Origin of the sequence: Streptomyces sp. NPDC047880, assembly GCF_040706515.1 — a bacterium.
Taxonomy (GTDB): domain Bacteria; phylum Actinomycetota; class Actinomycetes; order Streptomycetales; family Streptomycetaceae; genus Streptomyces.
Map to the genome: position 1 here is coordinate 88,412 of NZ_JBEZOK010000030.1, position 23,188 is coordinate 111,599.

19 protein-coding genes are annotated in these 23,188 nt (G+C 71.8%); 3 read left to right on the forward strand and 16 right to left on the reverse strand.

Features of this window, described 5'->3' with window-relative positions:
• The first annotated feature begins 32 nt into the window (after window positions 1-32).
• The gene (locus AB0937_RS33315; protein WP_366717103.1) at window positions 33-2,174 is read left to right on the forward strand and encodes an MMPL family transporter; all 2,142 of its coding nucleotides are present in this window, start codon (window positions 33-35) and stop codon (window positions 2,172-2,174) included.
• Here AB0937_RS33315 and AB0937_RS33320 read toward each other — a convergent pair.
• The gene (locus tag AB0937_RS33320; RefSeq protein ID WP_366717105.1) at window positions 2,155-3,573 is read right to left on the reverse strand and encodes a transcription antitermination factor NusB; all 1,419 of its coding nucleotides are present in this window, start codon (window positions 3,571-3,573) and stop codon (window positions 2,155-2,157) included. The two genes, AB0937_RS33315 and AB0937_RS33320, sit on opposite strands and share 20 nt — an antisense overlap.
• 109 nt (window positions 3,574-3,682) lie before the next feature.
• A complete protein-coding gene (fmt, locus tag AB0937_RS33325) occupies window positions 3,683-4,615 on the reverse strand; it encodes a methionyl-tRNA formyltransferase (protein ID WP_366717107.1) in 933 nt (310 codons plus the stop codon).
• Window positions 4,616-4,969: 354 nt separating this feature from the next.
• Here fmt and AB0937_RS33330 point away from each other — a divergent pair, with 354 nt between their 5' ends.
• The gene (locus tag AB0937_RS33330) at window positions 4,970-5,515 is read left to right on the forward strand and encodes a hypothetical protein (protein WP_366717109.1); all 546 of its coding nucleotides are present in this window, start codon (window positions 4,970-4,972) and stop codon (window positions 5,513-5,515) included.
• Window positions 5,516-5,762: 247 nt separating this feature from the next.
• Here AB0937_RS33330 and AB0937_RS33335 read toward each other — a convergent pair whose 3' ends face one another.
• From AB0937_RS33335 to pyrR, 14 genes are all read right to left on the reverse strand, one after another.
• Window positions 5,763-7,928, reverse strand: a complete 2,166-nt coding sequence (locus AB0937_RS33335; protein WP_366717111.1) for a primosomal protein N' — start codon at window positions 7,926-7,928, stop codon at window positions 5,763-5,765.
• 105 nt (window positions 7,929-8,033) lie between these two features.
• Window positions 8,034-9,242, reverse strand: coding sequence for a methionine adenosyltransferase (metK, locus tag AB0937_RS33340; RefSeq protein ID WP_366717113.1), 1,209 nt, complete (start codon window positions 9,240-9,242; stop codon window positions 8,034-8,036).
• A 236-nt stretch (window positions 9,243-9,478) separates the two neighbouring features.
• Window positions 9,479-10,681, reverse strand: a complete 1,203-nt coding sequence (coaBC, locus tag AB0937_RS33345) for a bifunctional phosphopantothenoylcysteine decarboxylase/phosphopantothenate--cysteine ligase CoaBC (protein WP_366717115.1) — start codon at window positions 10,679-10,681, stop codon at window positions 9,479-9,481.
• A gap of 114 nt (window positions 10,682-10,795) precedes the next feature.
• Window positions 10,796-11,068 carry a DNA-directed RNA polymerase subunit omega gene (rpoZ, locus tag AB0937_RS33350; protein WP_003988945.1) on the reverse strand — a complete coding sequence of 91 codons (273 nt, stop codon included), beginning with the start codon at window positions 11,066-11,068 and terminating at the stop codon, window positions 10,796-10,798.
• A 68-nt stretch (window positions 11,069-11,136) separates the two neighbouring features.
• Window positions 11,137-11,730, reverse strand: a complete 594-nt coding sequence (gmk, locus tag AB0937_RS33355; protein WP_051814725.1) for a guanylate kinase — start codon at window positions 11,728-11,730, stop codon at window positions 11,137-11,139.
• A gap of 58 nt (window positions 11,731-11,788) precedes the next feature.
• A complete protein-coding gene (locus tag AB0937_RS33360; protein WP_003977346.1) occupies window positions 11,789-12,112 on the reverse strand; it encodes an integration host factor in 324 nt (107 codons plus the stop codon).
• A gap of 277 nt (window positions 12,113-12,389) precedes the next feature.
• Window positions 12,390-13,235 carry an orotidine-5'-phosphate decarboxylase gene (gene pyrF / locus AB0937_RS33365; protein ID WP_366717118.1) on the reverse strand — a complete coding sequence of 282 codons (846 nt, stop codon included), beginning with the start codon at window positions 13,233-13,235 and terminating at the stop codon, window positions 12,390-12,392.
• Complete coding sequence (locus AB0937_RS33370; RefSeq protein WP_366717120.1) at window positions 13,232-14,338, reverse strand: quinone-dependent dihydroorotate dehydrogenase; 1,107 nt, start codon at window positions 14,336-14,338, stop codon at window positions 13,232-13,234. The genes pyrF and AB0937_RS33370 overlap by 4 nt, the downstream gene beginning before the upstream one ends.
• A 70-nt stretch (window positions 14,339-14,408) precedes the next feature.
• Window positions 14,409-17,717 carry a carbamoyl-phosphate synthase large subunit gene (carB, locus tag AB0937_RS33375; RefSeq protein WP_366717122.1) on the reverse strand — a complete coding sequence of 1,103 codons (3,309 nt, stop codon included), beginning with the start codon at window positions 17,715-17,717 and terminating at the stop codon, window positions 14,409-14,411.
• A complete protein-coding gene (gene carA / locus AB0937_RS33380; RefSeq protein ID WP_366717125.1) occupies window positions 17,710-18,852 on the reverse strand; it encodes a glutamine-hydrolyzing carbamoyl-phosphate synthase small subunit in 1,143 nt (380 codons plus the stop codon). The genes carB and carA overlap by 8 nt, the downstream gene beginning before the upstream one ends.
• The gene (locus AB0937_RS33385; RefSeq protein ID WP_366717127.1) at window positions 18,849-19,418 is read right to left on the reverse strand and encodes a hypothetical protein; all 570 of its coding nucleotides are present in this window, start codon (window positions 19,416-19,418) and stop codon (window positions 18,849-18,851) included. Before AB0937_RS33385 ends, carA begins: the two co-directional genes overlap by 4 nt.
• Window positions 19,415-20,701 carry a dihydroorotase gene (locus AB0937_RS33390; RefSeq protein ID WP_234845091.1) on the reverse strand — a complete coding sequence of 429 codons (1,287 nt, stop codon included), beginning with the start codon at window positions 20,699-20,701 and terminating at the stop codon, window positions 19,415-19,417. Before AB0937_RS33390 ends, AB0937_RS33385 begins: the two co-directional genes overlap by 4 nt.
• A 5-nt stretch (window positions 20,702-20,706) precedes the next feature.
• Window positions 20,707-21,684 carry an aspartate carbamoyltransferase catalytic subunit gene (locus tag AB0937_RS33395; RefSeq protein WP_031138961.1) on the reverse strand — a complete coding sequence of 326 codons (978 nt, stop codon included), beginning with the start codon at window positions 21,682-21,684 and terminating at the stop codon, window positions 20,707-20,709.
• A gap of 101 nt (window positions 21,685-21,785) precedes the next feature.
• A complete protein-coding gene (gene pyrR, locus AB0937_RS33400; RefSeq protein WP_366717130.1) occupies window positions 21,786-22,352 on the reverse strand; it encodes a bifunctional pyr operon transcriptional regulator/uracil phosphoribosyltransferase PyrR in 567 nt (188 codons plus the stop codon).
• Window positions 22,353-22,618: 266 nt separating this feature from the next.
• Between pyrR and bldD the strand changes: the two genes are divergently transcribed.
• Window positions 22,619-23,122, forward strand: a complete 504-nt coding sequence (gene bldD / locus AB0937_RS33405; RefSeq protein WP_018570201.1) for a transcriptional regulator BldD — start codon at window positions 22,619-22,621, stop codon at window positions 23,120-23,122.
• Window positions 23,123-23,188 lie beyond the last annotated feature (66 nt).

Here is a 23,188-nt window from a genome sequence, read left to right on the forward strand (position 1 = left end):
CCTCATGGGACGTCCTCGCGGAGGGGGCCGGCATGAAGCAGGGCGTCGCGCATCTCGTCTGCGGCCGGCGGGCCAAGTGGCTCGTGCTGGTCTTCTGGGTGGTCGTGCTGCTCATCGCGGCGCCGCTCGCCATGAAGCTGACCGACGCGCAGGACAACGACGCCGCGTCGTGGCTGCCGGGGTCCGCGGAGTCGACCCAGGTGCTGCAGATCTCCGAGGACTTCCGGCCGGAGCAGATCCCGGCGGTGGTGATCTACGCGCGGGCGAGCGGTCTGACGGCGCAGGACCGTGCCGAGATCGCCGAGGACGTACGGCAGCTCAAGCAACTGCGCGACCACGGCATCATCGGCGAGCAGACGCGCGGGCCGGTGTTCGACCGGCAGGCCGATCCGCGCGCGGCCCAGGTCTTCGTGCCGATCATGATGGACGAGGAGGGCTGGGAGCGGATCTCACCGGCCGTGGACTCCATCCGGGACGACGTCGGCACGGGCGGCGACGGACTGGCCGTGCACATCACGGGCCCGGGCGGCACGTCCGCGGACTTCGCCGAGGCCTTCGAGGGCATCGACTCGACCCTGCTGTTCGCGGCGATGGCGGTCGTCATCGTCATGCTGCTCATCACCTACCGCAGCCTGACGCTCCTGGTGGTCCCCCTGGTCTCGGTGGTCTGCGCCCTGTTCACCGCGCAGGCGCTGATCTATCTGCTGGCCGAGCACGGCGGCCTGACGGTCAACGGCCAGAGCGCCGGCATCCTCACGGTGCTGGTCTTCGGAGCCGGGACGGACTACGCCCTGCTGCTGGTGGCCCGGTACCGGGAGGAACTGCGCCGCCACGAGGACCGCCACGAGGCGATGGCCCTGGCCCTGCACCGCGCCGGCCCGGCCGTGATCGCCTCCGGCGCGACGGTCGTGCTCAGCATGCTGGTGCTGCTGGTCGCCGAGATGAACTCCACGAGCGGCCTGGGCCCGGTGGCGGCGATCGGTGTCGCCGTCGCGCTGGTGGCGATGATGAGCCTGTTCCCGGCCCTGCTGGTGATCTTCGGCCGCTGGATCTTCTGGCCGGTCGTCCCGCGCTACGGCACGCCCGACCCCACCGAGCGCGGTGTGTGGGCGCGCACGGGGCGCCGTATCGCCCGCCGGCCGCGGATGATCTGGGCGGTGACGGCGCTCGCCCTGGCGGTCTGCTCGCTGGGGCTGATCCAGCTGCGCGCGGAGGGCATCGGCAACGCGGACGCGTTCACCGGGAAACCGGACTCGATCACCGGCCAGGAGGTGTCGGCACGCTACTTCCCGGCGGGCAGCGGCGATCCCCTGGTCATCGTCAGCAACCAGGCTCAGGCCGTGCAGGTGGGCCGCGCGGTCGCCGGGACACCGGGCGTGGTCCCCCAGTCCCTCGGTCTGCCACCCGGCACCAAACCGGCCTTCGAGGGCAAGGTCCTCTTCGAGGCCACCATGACCGCCCCCGCGGACAGCGAGGCCGCCAAACAGACGGTCGAGCGGGTACGGGACGCCGTGCACGCGGTGCCGGACGCCGACGCCAAGGTGGGCGGCGGTACCGCGGCCCTGCTGGACATGGACGAGGCGACCACGCACGACAACCTGCTGATCATCCCGCTGGTGCTGGTGGTCGTCCTGCTGATCCTGTGCGGCCTGCTGCGCGCCCTGATCGCCCCGCTGCTGCTGATCGGCACGGTGATCCTGTCGTTCACGGCGGCCCTCGGCATCAGCGCGCTCGCGTTCCGGTACGTCTTCGACTACGCCGGCGAGGCGACCGACTTCCCGCTGTTCGTCTTCGTCTTCCTGGTCGCCCTGGGCATCGACTACAACATCTTCCTGACCACCCGCATCCGCGAGGAGGCGGCCCGCCAGGGCACCAGACCCGGCGTGGTCACGGGCCTCGCCGCCACGGGGGCCGTCATCACCTCCGCCGGTCTGGTCCTGGCCGGCACCTTCGCCGCCCTCGGCACGCTCCCGATGGTCGCCTTCGCCGAGATCGGCTTCACGGTCGCCCTCGGTGTCCTCATCGACACCTTCATCGTCCGTTCGGTCCTGGTGACCGCACTGTTCCTGGACGTCGGGCCGAAGGTGTGGTGGCCGCACCGGCTGGCGCGCCACGACGGCGGCCCGCCGGACCGGGCGGCGGTGGGAGCGGGGGTCAGCCGGTCCGGCGAATGAGCGCCAGGTACATCGCGTCCGTCCCGTGCAGATGCGGCCACAGCTGTACGTCGGGCCCCTCGCCCAGGTCGGGTACACCGGGCAGCAGCGGCCGGGCGTCGACGAGCTCGGTCTCCGGGTGCTGCTTGAGCACGTCGGCGACGACGGCCCGGGTCTCGGCGAGGTGCGGCGAGCAGGTCGCGTAGCCCACGACCCCGCCGACCCGCACCGACTCCAGGGCGGTGCGCAGCAGCCCGCGCTGCAGCGGCGCGAAGCCCTCGAGGTCCTCGGGACGGCGCCGCCAGCGCGCCTCGGGGCGACGGCGCAGCGCGCCGAGGCCGGTGCAGGGCACGTCGACCAGGACCCGGTCGAAGCTGCCCGGCCGCCATGCCGGGCGCGTCCCGTCGGCGGCGATCACCTGGTACGGACCGGGGTTGCCGTCCAGCGCCCTCGCGACGAGGCCGGCGCGGTGGGTCTGCTTCTCGGAGGCGACGAGCAGGGCGCCCCGCTCGGCGGCCAGCGCGCCGAGCAGCGCGGCTTTGCCACCGGGCCCCGCGCACCCGTCCAGCCAGCGCCGGTCGGGCCCGTCCAGGGGCGCGTTGGCCAGAGCGATCGCCACGAGCTGGCTGCCCTCGTCCTGCACGCCCGCCCGTCCGTCCCGCACGGCCGCGATCGCGCCCGGCTCACCGCCCTCGGTCAGCCGGACGGCATAGGGCGACCAGTGGCCCGCCACGGCGGCGTCCTCGTCGAGCAGTTCCTCGGCGGTGGCCCGCCCGGGCCGTGCCACGAGGGTCACCTCGGGCCGCTCGTTGTCGGCGCGCAGCAGTTCCTCGATGCCGTCGCGCCCGCCGCCGAGGGAGTCCCACAGCGCGGAGACGACCCACCGGGGATGCGAGTGGACGACGGCGAGATGGTCCTCGGGGTCCTCGTCGTACGCCGGCGCGACCCGCTCCAGCCAGCCGTCCAGGTCGTCCTGCGCGACCTTGCGCAGCACGGCGTTGACGAACTTGGCCCGTCCGTCGCCCAGCACGACCCGCGCGAGCTCGACGGTGGCGGACACCGCCGCGTGCGTCGGGATCCGCGTGCCGAGCAGCTGGTGTGCGCCGAGGCTCAGCACGTCCAGGACCGGCGGGTCGACCTCCCCGAGCGGCCGGTCCACACAGGACGACAGGATCGCGTCGTACGTCCCCTGCCGCCGCAGCGTCCCGTACACCAGCTCGGTGGCGAGCGCCGCGTCCCGGGCGTCGAAGTCGTCCCTCTCGCGCGCCTTGCGCAACAGGGGCGGGAGAACGAGGTTGGCGTAGGCGTCCCGCTCGTCCACGGCCCTCAGCGCCTCGAAGGCGAGGATGCGGACGGGGTCCTTCTTGGGCCGGCGGTAGGGCTTGCCTGACGTGCGGGCTCGACGGGGCTGTTCGCTCACGAAAAAGGTGCTCCGGGGGTGAGAAGAAGTGCGCCGTCCAGCCTACGCCGCCGGGTGCGCGGCGGAGCGGCTGCGGGGTGCCGGGCCGTGTCAGGGCCCTGCTCCCGGCTCATCCTCCGAGCTGCTCGCCCTCGCCGATCCGCACGCCGCGGGCCCAGTCCGCCGCCCGCATCGGCTTCTTGCCCTGGGCCTGCACCCACAGCAGCTCGACGCCGTACGAGCCGGTGCCGGCGTACACGTTGTTCTTCCCTGCGGCGATCTGTCCCGGGGCGAGGTCCGTCCGGTCGGGCACGGGGGCGACCTGGATGAGCTTGAGCCGCTCGCCGCGGAACGTGGTCCAGGCGCCGGGGGCCGGGGTGCAGCCCCGCACCATCCGGTCGACCCGCAGCGCGGGCGCGCTCCAGTCCAGGTGCGCGTCCTCGACGTTGACCTTCGGGGCGAGGCTGATCCCGTCGGCCGGCTGCGGTACGGCCTTCAGGGTGCCGTCCTCGATGCCGTCCATGGTCGCCGCGAGCAGCCCGGCACCGGCGAAGGCGAGCCGCGTCAGCAGGTCCCCGCTGGTGTCGGTGGCCCGGATCTCCTCCGTCACCGTCCCGTACACCGGGCCGGAGTCGAGCCCTTCCTCGATCAGGAAGGTGGACGCCCCGGTGATCTCGTCGCCGGCCATGATGGCGTGCTGCACGGGCGCGGCGCCGCGCCAGGCAGGCAGCAGGGAGAAGTGCAGGTTGACCCAGCCGTGCGCGGGGATGTCGAGCGCCACCCGGGGCAGCAGCGCTCCGTAGGCGACGACGGGGCAGCAGTCCGGCCCGATCTCCCGCAGCCGCTCGAGGAACTCGGGGTCCTTCGGCTTCACCGGCTTCAGCACCTCGATCCCGGCCTCCTCCGCCCGCTCGGCGACGGGCGACGCGACGAGCCGGCGTCCGCGCCCGGCCGGGGCGTCGGGCCGCGTGACGACGGCGGCCACCTCGTGCCGCCCGGAGGCGAGCAGAGCGTCCAGAGCGGGAACGGCGACCTCGGGTGTACCGGCGAAGACGAGCTTCATGGGGTGGTGGGGGCCTCTCGGGCGGGGGCGATGACGGGCGGGCACAAGTTTAGGAGCCGTCGCGGGGAAAGCCGCCAACGGGCGCCCGGACCCACGGGAGAGAACCGGCCTCTTGACGGACGGTTATGAGCGGTGCGGGGGCGACCAAAGAACCAACGGGGGCGACGGACCGAGCCAACGGAGCCAAAAGGCCGAAGGCGGAAGGCGCACACCCCGCGCAAACGGGCGCACGCACGAGCCCCCACGCCCCCACACCGTGACCCGCGGAGCGAATCCGCGTTGTCAAGACAGAGTTGACCACAAAGGGCCGCGACGCGGCCCATTCCTTTCAACGCCGGTTCGAGAGGCTTGTTCATGGCCGACCATGCACCCCACGACGCCCAGGCTCGGGCCAGCCTGCACTTGCTGGTGCGGGACATCGAGCGGGTCCGCCGGCAGGTGGACGCACTGCGCACCCTCACCGCCCAGCTGGGCAACGTCTACCGCCCGCGCCGCTCCGGCCCCTCCACGGGCTTCGTCGTCTACGGACGTGCTCCCGCCCCGACGGTACGTCTCGCCCAGGAGCTGCGGGACAGCGTCGAGACCCTGGTCACGGCGGCCGTGGACTTCGACCGCTCGCTCGGCTTCTCGTGGGACGCCGTGGGCTCCGCGCTCGGAGTCACCAAACAGGCGGTGCACCGCCGTTACGGCGCCCGCCGAGCCACGGCCCAGTCGGCCGCGCCCGAGCCGGAGCGCACGCCGGAGCCGACGGGCGGCCGCTCGGTCAACGTGACCACCGGCCTGCCCTCGGTGCCGACGGTCCCCGCGGCCCGTTCCATGCCCACACAGCCCACGGCCGGCAGCCCCTCCCTCCGCGACGAGGTCAGGCCGACGGCCTTCCCCGGCCCGCGCAGCGGCTGACGAGCCCTCTGCTCCGCCCTCTCGGAACGTGTCCGGGAGGGCAGCCGCGTATCAGGACCGTAATCCGTCCGGACGGTCCCCTCCGTTCGGGACGGCTGACCCGACGTCGCCGGGCGTGGCCCGGACGAGGACGCGATGAGCGCGCCCCGGGCCCCCGAGGCACATGCGGGGGCTGGGAACAACCTCCCGAGGGACGCCACGGGACGGGGAGACCTCCCTGGGTGGAGCAGGCCGCTCCGGCGTCCGCTCACCCGATGTCGGCCGGGTCGATCCGCACCCAGACCCCAGCCCCGCTTCCGGCTCCTCCTCCGCTCCCCCGGGCCATCCGCGCGGCCTGCGCGGCCTTGAGCGCGGACGCCAGCGCGGCGCCGCTGCCCGGCGGCACCCGCAGCAGCGCCCGCTCCCACTGCTCCCCGGGCGGTGGCGCCCCCGTCCGCCGCGGTCGTCCGGCACCGGAAACGGGCAACGGCACCGGCCCCAACACTTCGGCCTCGGGCGGAAGTTCGGCAGCACGGAGGAAATCGGCCACCGCCTCCGGAGGACCCGACACGGCCGCCATCCGCGACACCGGTGGGAATCCCAGCTCGGCCCGCTCGGCGAGTTCCCGCACCGCGTGACCGACGGGATCCCAGCGGACGAGCGCCTGCACGGGCCGCAGCGTCGGCTCGGCCACGACCACCACCGTGCCGCCGGCCGACTGGGGCCGGACGAGGGACGCGGCCGCGATCCACCGCCGCAGCGCGTCCTCCCCGGCCCGCAGGTCGGGCCGTCCGAGCATGGCCCACCCGTCGAGCAGCAGCGCAGCCGCGTACCCGCCCTCGGCGACCGGCTCGGCCCCCGGCGTGCTCACCACCAGCGCGGGCGCCCCCGGCACCGTGTCGAGCACGTGCTCGCGCCCCGAGGTGCGCACGGGTACGGCGGGGAAGGCCCGGCCCAGTTCCTCGGCGGTCCGCCGTGCCCCGACGACCGAGGCGCGCAGCCGGTAGGACCCGCAGTGCGGGCAGTGCCAGCGGCTCTCCTCGCGCCCGCACCACCCGCAGTTCAGGGCGCCGCCGTCCGGCGCTTCCAGCGGCCCGGAGCAGTGCCGGCAGCGCGCGGGCGCCCGGCAGTTGGCACAGGCCATGCGCGGCACGTACCCCCTGCGAGGCACCTGCACCAGCACCGGGCCGGTCCGCAGACCCTCCCTGACGGCCTGCCAGGCGAGGGTCGGCAGCCGCGCGGCCCGGGCGGCCTCGTCCCGGGCGAGATCCTGGTCCCCGACAGTCCGTACGAGCGGGGCCGCCTGCCGCACCTGCTCCCGCCCGGCGACGAGCGGCCGCGCCCAGCCGCTCTCGACGAGCTGCGCGGCCTCCACCGTGCAGCCCCAGCTCCCCAGCAGGAAGCCGCACTTGTCCTGGGCGGCGCGCAGCAGGAGCACCTCGCGGGCGTGCGGCTGCGGGGCGTGCTGTTCGCTGTGGCTGTCGTCGCCGTCGTCCCAGAGGGCGACCAGACCGAGGTCCTGGACCGGCGCGAACATGGCGGCCCTGGTCCCGATCACGGCCCGCACGGAACCGCGCCGCACCGCCAGCCACTGCGCGTACCGCTTCTCGGGGCCGGCGTCCGCGGTGAGCACCGCGTGCCGCCCCTCCCCCAGCAGGGAGGTCAGGGCGGCGTCGACCCGGGCGACCGCCCGCCCGTCGGGCAGGACGGCGAGCGCCCCGCGCCCGGAGGCCAGGGTCGCGGCGACGGCCCGGGCCAGCTCCTCGCTCCACTGCGGCCCGGGCAACGCGTTCCACACGGCCCGGGGCGCCCCGCCGGCGGCCAGGGACTCCAGGAAGGCCGTACCCCGCTCGTACCGCTGCCAGGAGCCCGCCCCGGGTGCCGGGGGCGGGGGCAGCGGGTCGGGTGAGGGCCGCTGCTCGGCCCGGGCGTTGCGCGGCGGGACGGCGAGCTGCAGGACGTCGGCGAGACTGCCCGCGTACCGGTCGGCGACCGCCCGGGCCAGCCCCAGCAGTTCCCCGCTCAGCACCCGCTCCGGCGACACGACCTGGGCCAGGGCGGCCAGCGGCCCGGAGTAGTCGGACGCGGCCAGCCGCTCGACGAGGTACCCGTCGATCAGCCCGCCGCCCTCGCGCCGCCCTTCGCGCACACGATGCCGCCCGGCCCCGAACCGGACGCGCACCCGCACGCCCGGCTGGGCGTCCGCGTCCAGCTCCTCGGGCACGGCGTAGTCGAAGTACCGGTCGAGGTGGAGCACGCCCTTGTCGACCAGGACACGCGCGACGGGCAGCTCCTTGGCGAGCGCGGCCCCCCGCCAGGTCCGCGGCTTGGCCCGGGGTGCGCCGGCCTTGCGCACACTGTCCCGGATGAGCGCGAGCTGCTCGGGCGGCGCGCCCTGCGCACCCCGCCCCGCCGGTTCGTTCTCGCTGCTCACGCTTGCATTCTTACCAAACGCCACTGACAAACGGGGGTGCCCGGGAGGCGACCCGGACACGGCGAAGCCCGGCCCCGAGAGGGGCCGGGCTTCACATCCGGGGACTTACAGCCCCGCCGCCTTGCGCAGCGCGTCCACGCGGTCCGTCCGCTCCCACGTGAAGTCGGGGAGCTCGCGGCCGAAGTGGCCGTACGCCGCGGTCTGGGAGTAGATCGGGCGGAGCAGGTCGAGGTCGCGGATGATGGCGGCCGGGCGGAGGTCGAAGACCTCGTCGATCGCCTTCTCGATCCTGTCCGTGTCGATCTTGGCGGTGCCGAAGGTCTCGACGAACAGGCCCACCGGCTCGGCCTTGCCGATCGCGTACGCGACCTGGACCTCGCAGCGGGTCGCGAGACCCGCGGCGACCACGTTCTTCGCGACCCAGCGCATCGCGTACGCCGCGGAGCGGTCGACCTTGGACGGGTCCTTGCCGGAGAAGGCACCGCCACCGTGCCGGGCCATGCCGCCGTAGGTGTCGATGATGATCTTGCGGCCGGTCAGGCCGGCGTCACCCATCGGGCCGCCGATCTCGAAGCGGCCGGTGGGGTTGACCAGGAGACGGTAGTTCTCCGTCTCGAGCTTGATGCCGTCGTCCAGCAGCGCCTTCAGCTCGGGCTCGACCACGAACTCCTTGATGTCCGGAGCCAGCAGCGAGTCCAGGTCGATGTCGGAGGCGTGCTGCGAGGAGACGACGACGGTGTCCAGACGGACCGCCTTGTCGCCGTCGTACTCGATGGTGACCTGGGTCTTGCCGTCCGGGCGCAGGTAGGGGATGGTGCCGTTCTTGCGCACGTCGGACAGCCGCTTCGACAGGCGGTGCGCCAGGAAGATCGGCAGCGGCATCAGCGTCGGCGTCTCGTCCGTCGCGTAGCCGAACATCAGGCCCTGGTCGCCGGCGCCCTGCTTGTCGAGCTCGTCCTCGTCGCCCTCGACGCGCTTCTCGTAGGCCGTGTCCACGCCCTGGGCGATGTCCGGGGACTGCGCACCGATGGACACCGACACGCCGCAGGACGCGCCGTCGAAGCCCTTCTTGGAGGAGTCGTAGCCGATTTCGAGGATCTTGTTCCGGACCAGCGTCGCGATGTCCGCGTACGTCTTGGTCGTGACCTCGCCGGCCACGTGCACCAGGCCGGTCGTGATCAGGGTCTCGACGGCGACCCGGGAGGACGGGTCCTCACGCAGGAGCGCGTCGAGGATGGTGTCGCTGATCTGGTCAGCGATCTTGTCGGGGTGACCCTCGGTCACGGACTCCGAGGTGAAAAGGCGACGGGACACAACGCTCCCTGAGGTTGCAGCGGCTGCTGGCTGATCATTGGCGGACGGCGGGGGCTGCACCCGGCGCCGTCCGTGGAACAGTTTACGGGTCACGCTTCGGCCACGGTCCCCCTGTCTCGCCACTCGGGAGTGCTGTGACCTGCGGCACGGGCATTCTGCCCAATGGCGAGCTGCATTGGCCAGAGGCGCCACGCCGGGGTCCAGCCGTTTTCGAGCGGGTCCGGGGCGGTCGGACATCAGCGCAGGCGCTCGGCCACCAGATCCCAGACGGTCTCGGCCAGGGCTTCCTTGGGCCCGTGCGCCACGGCGGTCTCGCTGCCGTCGGCGCCGAGCACGACCGCCTCGTTCTCCTCGGAGCCGAAGGTCTTGCGCTCGCCCACCTCGTTCACGACCAGCAGATCGCAGCCCTTGCGCTTGAGCTTGGCGCGGCCGTTGGCGAGGACGTCGTCCGTCTCCGCGGCGAAGCCGACGATCACCTGTCCGGCGCGCGCCCGGTCCGCGGAGATCTCCGCGAGGACGTCCGGGTTCCGCACCAGGGTGATCGGCTCCGGCTCCTGGCCGTCCTTCTTCTTGATCTTCCCGGCCGCGTACGCCGCGGGGCGGAAGTCCGCGACCGCGGCCGCCATCACCACGGCGTCGGCGTCAGGGGCGGCACGCAGCACGGCCTCGCGCAGCTGCACTGCGGTGCCGACCGGGACGACGTCGACACCGGCCGGGGCGGGCAGGGTGCTGTTGGCCGCGATCAGCGTGACGCGGGCGCCTCGGGCGGCGGCGGTGCGGGCGAGGGCATAGCCCTGCTTGCCGGAGGAGCGGTTGCCGAGGAACCGGACGGGGTCGAGGGGCTCGCGGGTGCCGCCGGCGCTGACGACGACGTGCCGGCCCGTGAGGTCGGGCTCGGTGACGCCCCGGGCCAGCACGCGGCGGCAGACCTCGAAGATCTCGCCCGGGTCGGGCAGCCGGCCCTTGCCGGTGTCGGCGCCGGTGAGGCGGCCCACGGCCGGCTCGATGACGAGGGCGCCGCGGCGGCGCAGCGTCGCCACGTTGTCCTGGGTGGCCGGGTGCTCCCACATCTCCGTGTGCATGGCGGGGGCGAAGACCACCGGGCAGCGGGCGGTGAGCAGCGTGTTGGTGAGGAGGTCGTCGGCGAGGCCGTGGGCGGCCTTGGCGAGCATGTCGGCGGTGGCGGGGGCGACGACGACCAGGTCGGCGTGCTGACCGATGCGGACGTGCGGGACCTCGTGCACGTCGTCCCAGACCTCGGTGGAGACCGGGTTGCCGGACAGCGCGGACCAGGTGGCGGCGCCGACGAAGTGGAGCGCGGAGGCCGTGGGCACCACGCGCACGTCGTGGCCCGACTCCGTCAGCCGCCGCAGCAGCTCACAGGCCTTGTACGCGGCGATGCCACCGCTGACCCCCAGAACGACCTTCGGCTTGTCCACGTCTCTCCCCGGACCTCGGCAACCGGCACACCGTACGACTCCATGACACACCACAGGCCCGGCAGTCGGCCTGCCGGGCCTGTGGATAAGTCAGCGTCAAGCTGTAAATCCTACTTACTGCGCCGGGCCCTCGACGGCCTCGGACGTCAGGAGCCCCGCGTTGATCTCGCGAAGGGCGATCGAGAGCGGCTTCTCGTGGACGTGGGTGTCGACGAGAGGACCGACGTACTCGAGGAGACCCTCGCCGAGCTGCGAGTAGTACGCGTTGATCTGGCGGGCACGCTTGGCCGCGTAGATCACGAGGCTGTACTTCGAGTCGGTGGCCTCGAGGAGCTCGTCGATCGGCGGGTTGATGATGCCCTCGGGCGCGGAGATGGAAGAGGACACGCTCTACCTTCCGATGGATGGGAAAGATTCTGTCGGGGTGATCGGCCGACCGGAATGATCAGCGATGGTCACACGACGTCCATCAAGGCTAGCAGCTCGCGTGCCACGTCCTCGACGGAGGTGTTGACCAGGGTGGTGTCGAACTCCGGCTCCGCCGCGAGTTCGATCTTCGCCGCATCGAGCCGGCGCTCGATCACCTCGGGCGGTTCGGTGCCCCGCCCGGTGAGTCTGCGCACGAGCTCCTCCCAGGAGGGGGGAGCCAGGAACACCAGCTGGGCCTCGGGCATCGACTCGCGGACCAGTCGGGCGCCCTGCAGGTCGATCTCGAGGAGGACGGGCTCGCCGTTCTCCAGGCGCTCCTGCACGGCCGCTCGCGGCGTGCCGTAGCGATTGCCGGCGAACTCGGCCCACTCCAGCAGTTCCCCGTTGGCGATGAGCTTGTCCATCTCGTCGTCGGAGACGAAGAAGTAGTGGACTCCGTGCTGCTCGCCGGGGCGGGGCTTGCGGGTCGTGGCCGACACGGAGAGCCAGACCTCGGGGTGTTCCTTGCGCATATGAGCGACGACCGTGCTCTTGCCGACCCCGGAGGGGCCGGAGAGCACGGTCAGCCGCGGACGTACGTCCGGGGGTACGGGGGACGTCCCCCGGGGTGTTGCAGCCATGCAGCGATTATCCAGCAATCGCGGAGTGCCCGGGACTCGCTTCCCCGGACTAGCCGGTTCAGGAGCCGGTGCTGCCGAACTCGCGCTCCAGGGAGGCGATCTGGTTGGAACCGAGGCCACGCACGCGGCGGCTCTCGGAGATGCCGAGTCGCTCCATGATCTGCTTGGCGCGGACCTTGCCCACGCCCGGCAGCGACTCGAGGAGGGCGGAGACCTTCATCTTGCCGATGACGTCGTTCTCCTGGCCCTGCTTGATGACCTCGTGAAGGGAGGCGCCGGAGTGCTTGAGTCGATTCTTGACCTCGGCCCGCTCCCGGCGAGCCGCGGCGGCCTTTTCGAGCGCGGCTGCGCGCTGTTCAGGGGTAAGGGGCGGAAGAGCCACGCCTACGTCACCTCGGATGTCGAACTGTCGGATACGGACCGGTGAGGAACCTAGTCGCCCCACACCTGGGGAGCCACGAGCAACACACGCTTGCCCGTTCTCTCGTCGGAGACTAGCGGGCAAGTCCGCCGGAGTCATTGAGAACAGCGGAAAAGTCCTGGTCAGCCTTCATCTGAACGGACATTTAGGACATACTGCCCCGGATTTGAGGATGTATTCAGACTCAAGCCGGCCCCGGACCACTCATCGGAGGTCTCACCGGAAGGTCTGGACCGCCTCACGAAGACGTCACGGCATGGCGGATCTGCTGTGCGAAGCGCTCCGCGGCGTCACGCAGAGCGACCGTGTCGGGACCGTGGCGTAGCACTCCGCGGCTGACGTTCGGCACCACGTTGCGCACCGCCGTGCCGAAGACCCCTGGAAGATCGGCCGGCGTGGCGCCCTGGGCGCCGATGCCGGGCGCCAGGAGGGGCCCGTTGATGTCCAGGTCGTACGTCGACAGATCACCGAGGGTGGCACCCACCACCGCGCCGAAGGATCCCAGCGGCTCCTCCCCCGCGTTCTCGGCCGCGAGGTGCGCCAGCATCGTCGCTCCGACGCTCCGGCCGTCGGCCCGCACCGCGTGCTGGACCTCGCCGCCCTCCGGGTTGGAGGTCAGCGCCAGCACGAACAGTCCGGCGCCGCTCTCCCGGGCCAGCGCGACGGCCGGGCTGAGCGATCCGTAGCCGAGGTACGGGGAGACCGTCAGGGCGTCGGAGAACAGCGGCGCGTCCTTGTGCAGGAAGGACTCGGCGTACGCGGCCATGGTGGAGCCGATGTCACCGCGCTTGGCGTCCATCACGACCAGCGCGCCCGCCGCCCGCGCCTCGGCGACCGACTTCTCCAGCACGGCGACGCCGCGCGAGCCGAAGCGCTCGAAGAACGCGCTCTGCGGCTTGAGCACGGCGACCCGGTCGGCGACGGCCTCGACGACCGTGCGGCTGAACCGCTCCAGGCCGGCCACGTCGTCGTTCAGGCCCCACTCGGTGAGCAGGGAGGCGTGCGGGTCGATGCCGACGCACAGCGGGCCGCGCTCGTCCATGGCCCGGCGCAGGCGTGCGCCGAAGGGTTCGAGACCACTCATGCCGTCTTCCTCACGTCGGCGCCCACCGCGTCGGCGAGCGTGGCGTAGGGGCTGGTGGCCAGGCGTGCGGCGAGCCCCTTGTGGATCGCGCGGCCCCAGAAGGGCCCCTCGTAGATGAAGGCGCTGTAGCCCTGGACCAGCGTGGCACCAGCCAGGATGCACTGCCAGGCGTCCTCGGCGTTCTCGATGCCGCCGACGCCCACCAGGGTGATCCGGTCGCCCACGCGCGCGTAGAGGCGGCGCAGGACCTCCAGGGACCGCTCCTTCAGGGGCGCTCCGGACAGGCCGCCGGTCTCCTTGACCAGGGCGGGGCCGGACCTCAGGCCGAGTCCCTCGCGCGCGATGGTGGTGTTGGTGGCGATGATGCCGTCCAGGCCGAGTTCCACGGCGAGGTCGGCGACGGCGTCGACGTCCTCGTCGGCGAGGTCCGGCGCGATCTTGACCAGGAGCGGGACGCGACGGGCGGGCACCGTGCGGTCGGCGGCCTCGCGGACGGCGCTCAGCAGCGGGCGCAGGGCCTCGGTGGCCTGGAGGTTGCGCAGGCCGGGCGTGTTCGGCGAGGAGACGTTGACGACCAGGTAGTCGGCGTAGGGGGCGAGCCGCTCGGCGGACTTCACGTAGTCCGCGACGGCCTCCTCCTCGGGGACGACCTTGGTCTTGCCGATGTTGACGCCGACGACCGGCTTGAAGACCGGAGTGCGGGAGGCCAGGCGGGCGGCGACGCGGAGCGAGCCGTCGTTGTTGAAGCCCATCCGGTTGATCAGGGCCCGGTCCGCGACCAGGCGGAACAGCCGCTGCTTGGGATTGCCGGGCTGGGGCTCGCCGGTGACCGTGCCGATCTCGACGTGGTCGAAACCGAGCATGGCCATGCCGTCGATGCCGACGGCGTTCTTGTCGAAGCCGGCCGCGAGCCCGAAGGGGCCGTGCATGCGCAGCCCGAGGGCTTCGGTGCGCAGCTCCTTGTAGCGGGGCGCGAGGGCGGCCGCGAGGAAGGTGCGCAGCACGGGCACGCGGGCGGCCAGGCGGATCCAGCGGAAGGCCAGGTGGTGAGCCTGCTCCGGGTCCAGCCGCTTGAAGACGAGACGGAAGAAGATCTTGTACATGATGTCCTCACGAGGACGTGGCGTCCTCACGAAGAGGGGGACACCGTTTCCGGTGTCCCCCTCGGGGCTGCTAGTCGCGGGCCGCGGTCAGGTGCTCGGCGTGTTCCTGGAGCGATCGGACGCTCACGTCGCCGCGGTTGAGGGCGTCGATGCCCTGGACCGCCGCCGCGAGGGCCTGGACCGTCGTCAGGCAGGGCACGGAGCGTGCCACGGCCGCCGTACGGATGTCGTAGCCGTCGAGGCGGCCACCGGTGCCGTACGGGGTGTTGACGATGAGGTCGACCTCGCCGTCGTGGATGAGCTGGACGATGGTCTTCTCGCCGTTGGGACCGGTCCCCTCGGACTGCTTGCGCACGACGGTGGCGTTGATGCCGTTGCGCTTGAGGACCTCGGCGGTGCCGGACGTGGCGAGCAGCTCGAAGCCGTGCGCGACCAGCTCGCGGGCCGGGAAGATCATCGAGCGCTTGTCGCGGTTGGCGACCGAGATGAACGCGCGGCCCTTGGTGGGCAGCGGTCCGTAGGCGCCGGCCTGCGACTTGGCGTAGGCCGTGCCGAAGACGGAGTCGATGCCCATGACCTCGCCGGTGGAGCGCATCTCCGGGCCGAGGACCGTGTCGACGCCGCGGCCGTGGATGTCGCGGAAGCGCGACCACGGCATGACCGCCTCCTTGACGGAGATCGGCGCGTCGAACGGCAGCTCGCCGCCGTCGCCGTTGGCCGGGAGCAGGCCCTCGGCGCGCAGCTCGGCGATGGTCGCGCCGAGCGAGATGCGGGCGGCGGCCTTGGCCAGCGGCACCGCCGTCGCCTTCGAGGTGAAGGGGACCGTCCGGGACGCGCGCGGGTTGGCCTCCAGGACGTAGAGGATGTCGCCGGCGAGCGCGAACTGGATGTTGATCAGGCCGCGGACCCCGACGCCCTTGGCGATGCCCTCCGTGGAGGCGCGCAGGCGCTTGATGTCGAAGCCGCCGAGCGTGATCGGGGGCAGGGCGCACGCCGAGTCGCCGGAGTGGATGCCGGCCTCCTCGATGTGCTCCATGACGCCGCCGAGGTAGAGCTCCTCGCCGTCGTAGAGGGCGTCGACGTCGATCTCGATGGCGTCGTCGAGGAACCGGTCGACGAGGACCGGCCGCGACGGGCTGATCTCGGTCGACTCGGCGATGTACGCCTCCAGGCGCGTCTCGTCGTAGACGATCTCCATGCCGCGTCCGCCGAGGACGTAGGAGGGGCGGACCAGGACCGGGTAGCCGATCTCGTCGGCGATGGTCTTGGCCTCGGAGAAGGTCGTGGCGGTGCCGTGCTTGGGGGCGGGGAGGCCGGCCTCCTTGAGGACCCGGCCGAAGGCGCCGCGGTCCTCGGCCGCGTGGATGGCCTCCGGGGAGGTGCCGACGATCGGCACGCCGTTGTCCTTCAGTGCCTGCGACAGGCCCAGCGGGGTCTGGCCGCCGAGCTGCACGACGACGCCCGCGACCGGTCCGGCCTGCTGCTCGGCGTGCACGATCTCCAGCACGTCCTCCAGCGTCAGCGGCTCGAAGTACAGGCGGTCGGAGGTGTCGTAGTCCGTGGAGACGGTCTCCGGGTTGCAGTTGACCATCACGGTCTCGTAGCCCGCGTCGCTGAGCGCGAAGGAGGCGTGGACGCAGGAGTAGTCGAACTCGATGCCCTGGCCGATGCGGTTCGGGCCGGAGCCCAGGATGATCACGGCCGGCTTCTCGCGGGAGGCGACCTCCGTCTCCTCGTCGTAGGAGGAGTAGAAGTACGGCGTCTTCGCGGCGAACTCGGCGGCGCAGGTGTCGACCGTCTTGTAGACCGGGCGGATGCCGAGGGCGTGCCGGACCTCGCGGACGACGTCCTCGCGCAGGCCGCGGATCTCGCCGACCTGCTGGTCGGAGAAGCCGTGCCGCTTGGCCTCGGCAAGGAGGTCGGCGGTCAGCTCGGGGGCCTCGGCCAGTTCGTCGGCGATCTCCTTGATGAGGAAGAGCTGGTCGACGAACCAGGGGTCGATCTTCGTGTACTCGAAGATCTCCTCGGGCGTGGCGCCGGCCCGGATGGCCTGCATGACGGTGTTGATGCGGCCGTCGGTGGGGCGGACCGAGTCGCGCAGCAGCTGGTCCTTGTCGCCCGGCTCGCCGACGAAGGTGAACTGGCTGCCCTTCTTCTCCAGCGAGCGCAGCGCCTTCTGGAACGCCTCGGTGAAGTTGCGGCCGATGGCCATGGCCTCGCCGACCGACTTCATGGTGGTGGTCAGCGTGCTGTCGGCGCTCGGGAACTTCTCGAAGGCGAACCGCGGGGCCTTGACGACCACGTAGTCGAGCGTCGGCTCGAAGGAGGCCGGGGTCTCCTGCGTGATGTCGTTCGGGATCTCGTCGAGGGTGTAGCCGACGGCGAGCTTGGCGGCGATCTTGGCGATCGGGAAGCCGGTCGCCTTGGAGGCGAGCGCCGAGGAGCGGGAGACGCGCGGGTTCATCTCGATGACGATGACCCGGCCGTCCTCGGGGTTCACCGCGAACTGGATGTTGCAGCCGCCGGTGTCGACACCGACCTCGCGGATCACGGCGATGCCGATGTCGCGCAGGGTCTGGTACTCGCGGTCGGTGAGCGTCATCGCGGGCGCGACGGTGATCGAGTCACCGGTGTGGACGCCCATGGGGTCGAAGTTCTCGATGGAGCAGACGACCACGACGTTGTCGTGCTTGTCGCGCATCAGCTCCAGCTCGTACTCCTTCCAGCCGAGGATGGACTCCTCCAGGAGCACCTCGGTGGTCGGGGAGAGCGTGAGGCCCTGGCCGGCGATGCGGCGCAGCTCCTCCTCGTCGTGCGCGAAGCCGGATCCGGCGCCGCCCATGGTGAAGGAGGGGCGGACGACGACGGGGTAGCCGCCGAGCGTGTCCACGCCGGCGAGGACGTCGTCCATGGAGTGGCAGATGACCGAGCGGGCGGACTCGCCGTGGCCGATCTTCTGGCGTACGGCCTCGACGACCTCCTTGAAGAGGTCGCGGTCCTCGCCCTTGTTGATGGCCTCGACGTTCGCGCCGATCAGTTCGACGCCGTACTTGTCGAGGGTCCCCGCCTCGTGCAGCGAGATGGCCGTGTTGAGGGCCGTCTGGCCGCCCAGGGTGGGCAGCAGCGCGTCGGGGCGCTCCTTGGCGATGATCTTCTCGACGAACTCGGGGGTGATCGGCTCGACATAGGTGGCGTCGGCGATCTCCGGGTCGGTCATGATCGTCGCCGGGTTGGAGTTCACCAGGACGACCCGCAGGCCCTCGGCCTTGAGGACGCGGCACGCCTGGGTGCCGGAGTAGTCGAACTCGGCGGCCTGGCCGATGACGATCGGGCCGGAGCCGATGACCAGGACGGACTGGATATCGGTGCGCTTAGGCACGCTGGCCCTCCATCAGGGATACGAAGCGGTCGAACAGGTAGGCGGCGTCGTGGGGACCGGCTGCCGCTTCGGGGTGGTACTGGACGCTGAAGGCGGGGCGGTCGAGGAGCTGGAGTCCCTCCACCACGTTGTCGTTCAGGCAGACGTGGGACACCTCGGCGCGGCCGAACGGGGTCTCGGAGACCTGGTCGAGCGGGGCGTCGACGGCGAAGCCGTGGTTGTGCGCGGTGACCTCGACCTTGCCGGTCGTGCGGTCCTGCACCGGCTGGTTGATGCCGCGGTGGCCGTACTTCAGCTTGAAGGTGCCGAAGCCGAGCGCGCGGCCCAGGATCTGGTTGCCGAAGCAGATGCCGAACAGCGGGGTGCCACGCTCCAGGACGCCCTGCATCACGGAGACGGGATGGTCGGCGGTGGCCGGGTCGCCCGGGCCGTTGGAGAAGAAGACGCCGTCCGGGTTCACCGCGTAGATGTCCTCGACGGTGGCGGTCGCCGGGAGCACGTGCACCTCGATGCCGCGCTCGGCCATGCGGTGCGGGGTCATGCCCTTGATGCCGAGGTCGACGGCGGCGACGGTGAACTTCTTCTCGCCGATGGCCGGGACGACGTACGGCTCGGTGGTGGCGACCTCTGCGGAGAGGTTCGCGCCCTTCATCTGGGGCGCTTCCTGGACGCGGGCCAGCAGTGCGGCGTCGTCCCGGACGGCGTCGCCGCTGAAGATGCCGACGCGCATCGCGCCGCGCTCGCGCAGGTGGCGGGTGAGGGCGCGGGTGTCGATGCCGCTGATGCCGACGACGCCCTGGGCGTCCAGTTCCTCGTCCAGCGTGCGCCGGGAGCGCCAGTTGGACGGCACGCGCGCGGGGTCGCGCACGACGTAACCGGAGACCCAGATCTTCCTGGACTCCATGTCCTCGTCGTTGACGCCGGTGTTGCCGATGTGCGGGGCGGTCATCACGACCACCTGGCGGTGGTAGGAGGGGTCGGTGAGGGTCTCCTGGTAGCCGGTCATGCCGGTGGAGAACACCGCTTCGCCGAAGGTCTCCCCCACGGCCCCGTAGGCGCGGCCGCGGAAGACCCGGCCGTCCTCCAGGACGAGTACGGCGGGAGTCCTGGCGGCTCCCCTGGTGGAGGTGGTCATCGTTCGGCGCCTTCCTTGCTGTGCGTTTCGATCATCGAGGTGAGGGCCGCGACCCACTCGTGGTGCTCGGCGGCGTGGTCGGAGCGGAAGCCGGAGTCGATCAGCCGGTCGCCGTGCTCCCAGGTGACGACGAGCAGGCCGCCCTCGGTGAGCACCTTGCCGGCGATGCCCTTGTCGAGGCGGGCCTCGCGCAGGGCCGCGGCCGGGACGAAGAAGTCGTCCGCGCCGGGGCGTACGACGTCGAGGCCGGCGTCCGTCAGGGTCAGCTCGGCCCTGCTGCGGGTGCCCAGGCCGCGCGCGACGATGCGGTCGAGCCACTGCCCGGCGGTGGTGGAGCCGTGGTAGCGGCCGCTCATGGTCAGGCGCGCCGGGCCCGGCTCGTCCGGGGTGGCGGGCAGCTCGGGCAGGTCGCCCTGGAGGGTGCCGCGCCACTTCCAGCCCTCGCGCATCAGCCAGTAGACGAGCGCGACGAACAGGGCGAGGCCGACGACCCAGCCGATGCGGGCGGCCCAGTCGGTCACTTGCGCCGATTCCTTCTCGGCGGCGAGCAGGAGTACAGGTGTCACGTGAGCTTCCCGTCGACGAGCGTGGCCTTGCCCCGCAGCCACGTGTGCGTCACACGGCCCGGCAGCTCACGTCCCTCGTAGGGGGTGTTGCGGCTGCGCGAGGCGAAGCCCGCGGGTTCCACGAGCCCACGGTATGCCGTGTCGACCAGGGTGAGGTTGGCGGGCTCACCTGCCGAGACGGGACGGCCGTGGCCCGTGGCCTGTCCGATCTGCGCGGGCTTGACGGACATCCGGTCGGCGACGCCGGCCCAGTCCAGCAGGCCCGTGTCCACCATCGTCTCCTGCACCACCGACAGCGCGGTCTCCAGGCCGACCATGCCCATGGCGGCCGCGGCCCACTCACAGTCCTTGTCCTCGTGGGGGTGCGGGGCGTGGTCGGTGGCGACGATGTCGATCGTGCCGTCCGCGAGCGCCTCGCGTAGGGCCATGACGTCGCGCTCGGTGCGCAGCGGCGGGTTGACCTTGTAGACGGGGTTGTAGGTGCGCACCAGCTCATCCGTGAGGAGGAGGTGGTGCGGGGTGACCTCGGCGGTGACCTGGATGCCGCGGGACTTGGCCCAGCGGACGATCTCCACGGAGCCGGCGGTCGACAGGTGGCAGATGTGGACGCGGGAGCCGACGTGGTCGGCGAGCAGGACATCCCGGGCGATGATCGATTCTTCGGCCACCGCGGGCCAGCCGCCGAGGCCCAGCTCGGCGGAGACGACGCCCTCGTTCATCTCGGCGCCCTCGGTCAGCCGCGGCTCCTGGGCGTGCTGCGCGACGACACCGCCGAAGGCCTTCACGTACTCCAGGGCCCGTCGCATGATCACGGCGTCGTGGACGCACTTGCCGTCGTCGGAGAAGACGGTGACCCCGGCGGCGGACTCGTGCATGGCGCCCAGTTCGGCCAGCTTCCTGCCCTCCAGGCCGACGGTGACGGCGCCGATGGGCTGGACGTCGCAGTAGCCGTGCTCCTTGCCGAGCCGCCAGACCTGCTCGACCACACCGGCGGTGTCGGCGACCGGGAAGGTATTGGCCATGGCGAAGACGGTGGTGAAGCCGCCGGAGGCGGCGGCGCGGGTGCCGGTGAGGACGGTCTCGGAGTCCTCGCGGCCGGGCTCGCGCAGATGGGTGTGCAGGTCGACCAGGCCCGGCAGCAGCACCTTGCCGTCGGCCTCGACGACCTCCGCGCCCTCGGCGGACAGCCCGCCGCCCACCTCGGCGATGGTCCCGCCGTCGATCAGCACGTCCTGCGGCGCGCCGCCCAGCACCTTGGCACCACGGATCAGGGTCTTGCTCATCTGTCTTACTTCTCCTCGGTGCGGGGGTGGGTGACGGCGGGTTCGTTCCCACCGAGCAGCAGGTACAGGACAGCCATCCGGATGGACACTCCGTTTGCGACCTGCTCGACGACGGTGCAGCGGTCGGAGTCGGCGACCTCGGCGGTGATCTCCATGCCGCGGACCATCGGGCCGGGGTGCATCACGATGGCGTGCTCGGGCATCCGGGCCATGCGGTCGCCGTCGAGGCCGTAGCGCCGGGAGTACTCGCGCTCGGTCGGGAAGAAGGCGGCGTTCATGCGCTCGCGCTGGACGCGCAGCATCATCACCGCGTCGGACTTGGGCAGCGTGCTGTCGAGGTCGTAGGAGACCTCGCAGGGCCAGGTCTCGATGCCGACCGGCAGCAGGGTGGGCGGGGCGACGAGGGTGACCTCGGCGCCGAGGGTGTGCAGCAGGTCGACGTTGGAGCGGGCGACCCGGCTGTGCAGGACGTCGCCGACGAGCGTGATGCGCTTGCCCTCGAGGTCCTGGCCGAGTCCGGCGTCGGGGCCGATCAGGCGGCGGCGCATCGTGAAGGCGTCCAGCAGGGCCTGGGTGGGGTGCTGGTGGGTGCCGTCGCCGGCGTTGACGACGACAGCGTCGATCCAGCCGGAGTTGGCGAGGCGGTACGGGGCTCCGGAGGCGCCGTGCCGGATGACGACGGCGTCGACGCCCATGGCCTCCAGGGTCTGGGCCGTGTCCTTCAGGGACTCGCCCTTGGAGACGCTGGAGCCCTTGGCGGAGAAGTTGATGACGTCCGCGGACAGCCGCTTCTCGGCGGCTTCGAAGGAGATGCGGGTCCGGGTGGAGTCCTCGAAGAAGAGGTTGACGATCGTGCGGCCGCGCAGGGTCGGCAGCTTCTTGATCGGCCGGTCGGCGACCCGGGCCATCTCCTCGGCGGTGTCGAGGATCAGGACGGCGTCGTCGCGGGTGAGGTCGGCGGCCGAGATGAGATGACGCTGCATCTGTCAGGCTCCGTAAGGCAGTTCATTCGGGAGAATCGGGGCAGACGGGCGCGCCGGGGGCGCAACCGGGCGGGCGTACGACGCGGCGTACGCCTGGAGCGCTACTGCGGGGTCGGCTTGGCACCGAGCAGCACGGTGTCGCGACCGTCCTCCTCGGCGAGCTGGACCTTGACCGTCTCCCGCAACGACGTGGGGAGGTTCTTGCCGACGTAGTCGGCGCGGATGGGCAGTTCGCGGTGTCCGCGGTCGACGAGTACGGCGAGCTGCACCGCGCGCGGGCGCCCGAGGTCGTTCAGGGCGTCGAGGGCGGCGCGGATGGTGCGGCCGGAGAAGAGCACGTCGTCGACGAGGACGACGAGTCTGCCGTCGAGGCCGTCACCGGGGATCTCGGTGCGGGCCAGCGCGCGCGGCGGGTGCATGCGCAGGTCGTCGCGGTACATGGTGATGTCGAGCGAGCCGCACGGGACCTTGCGCTCGGTGATCTGCTCGAGCTTGTCGGCGATGCGCCGGGCGAGGAAGACGCCCCGGGTCGGAATGCCGAGGAGCACCACGTCGTCGGCGCCCTTGGCGCGTTCGACGATCTCGTGGGCGATGCGGGTCAGCACGCGCGCGATGTCGGGCCCTTCGAGAACGGGCCGGGCATCGGACTGCGTGTCGTGCGTGTCCATACGAAACGGACCTCCTTCTCCGCCTCACGGGACGGACCTTAAAGGACGTCGAGATTGCGCCATACACGGTAGCAGGTCCCCGAGATCGCCCGTACGGCCCCCTCGGATCACCCATCCGGCGCAATGGCAGGGCGATACCACGGAAGAGTCGGTGCGGACCATTCGGCTTGACGCGGCAGAGTAACGCTGCGTAACCTCACAGTGAGTTACCAGCCGCGCGGCCTGGCACCCACGCCAGACGCGTCGACACAGTGCCGGGGAGCTATATGTCCAGCGAATACGCCAAACAGCTCGGGGCCAAGCTCCGGGCGATCCGCACCCAGCAGGGCCTTTCCCTCCACGGTGTCGAGGAGAAGTCCCAGGGACGCTGGAAGGCGGTCGTGGTCGGTTCGTACGAGCGCGGCGACCGTGCCGTGACCGTGCAGCGCCTTGCCGAGCTGGCAGACTTCTACGGCGTTCCGGTGCAGGAACTGCTTCCGGGCACGACCCCGGGCGGGGCCGCCGAGCCGCCGCCGAAGCTGGTCCTGGACCTGGAGCGGCTGGCCACGGTGCCGGCCGAGAAGGCGGGTCCCCTCCAGCGCTACGCGGCCACGATCCAGTCGCAGCGCGGTGACTACAACGGCAAGGTGCTGTCGATCCGCCAGGACGACCTGCGCACACTGGCCGTCATCTACGACCAGTCGCCGTCCGTCCTCACGGAGCAGCTGATCAGCTGGGGTGTCCTGGACGCGGACGCGCGCCGCGCGGTGGCGTCCCACGAGGAGGCCTGACCGCTCCGCGGGTCCCAGCAGAAACGTGCCGCCGGGGTGGCCGAAACCGTATGGTTCTCGGCCACC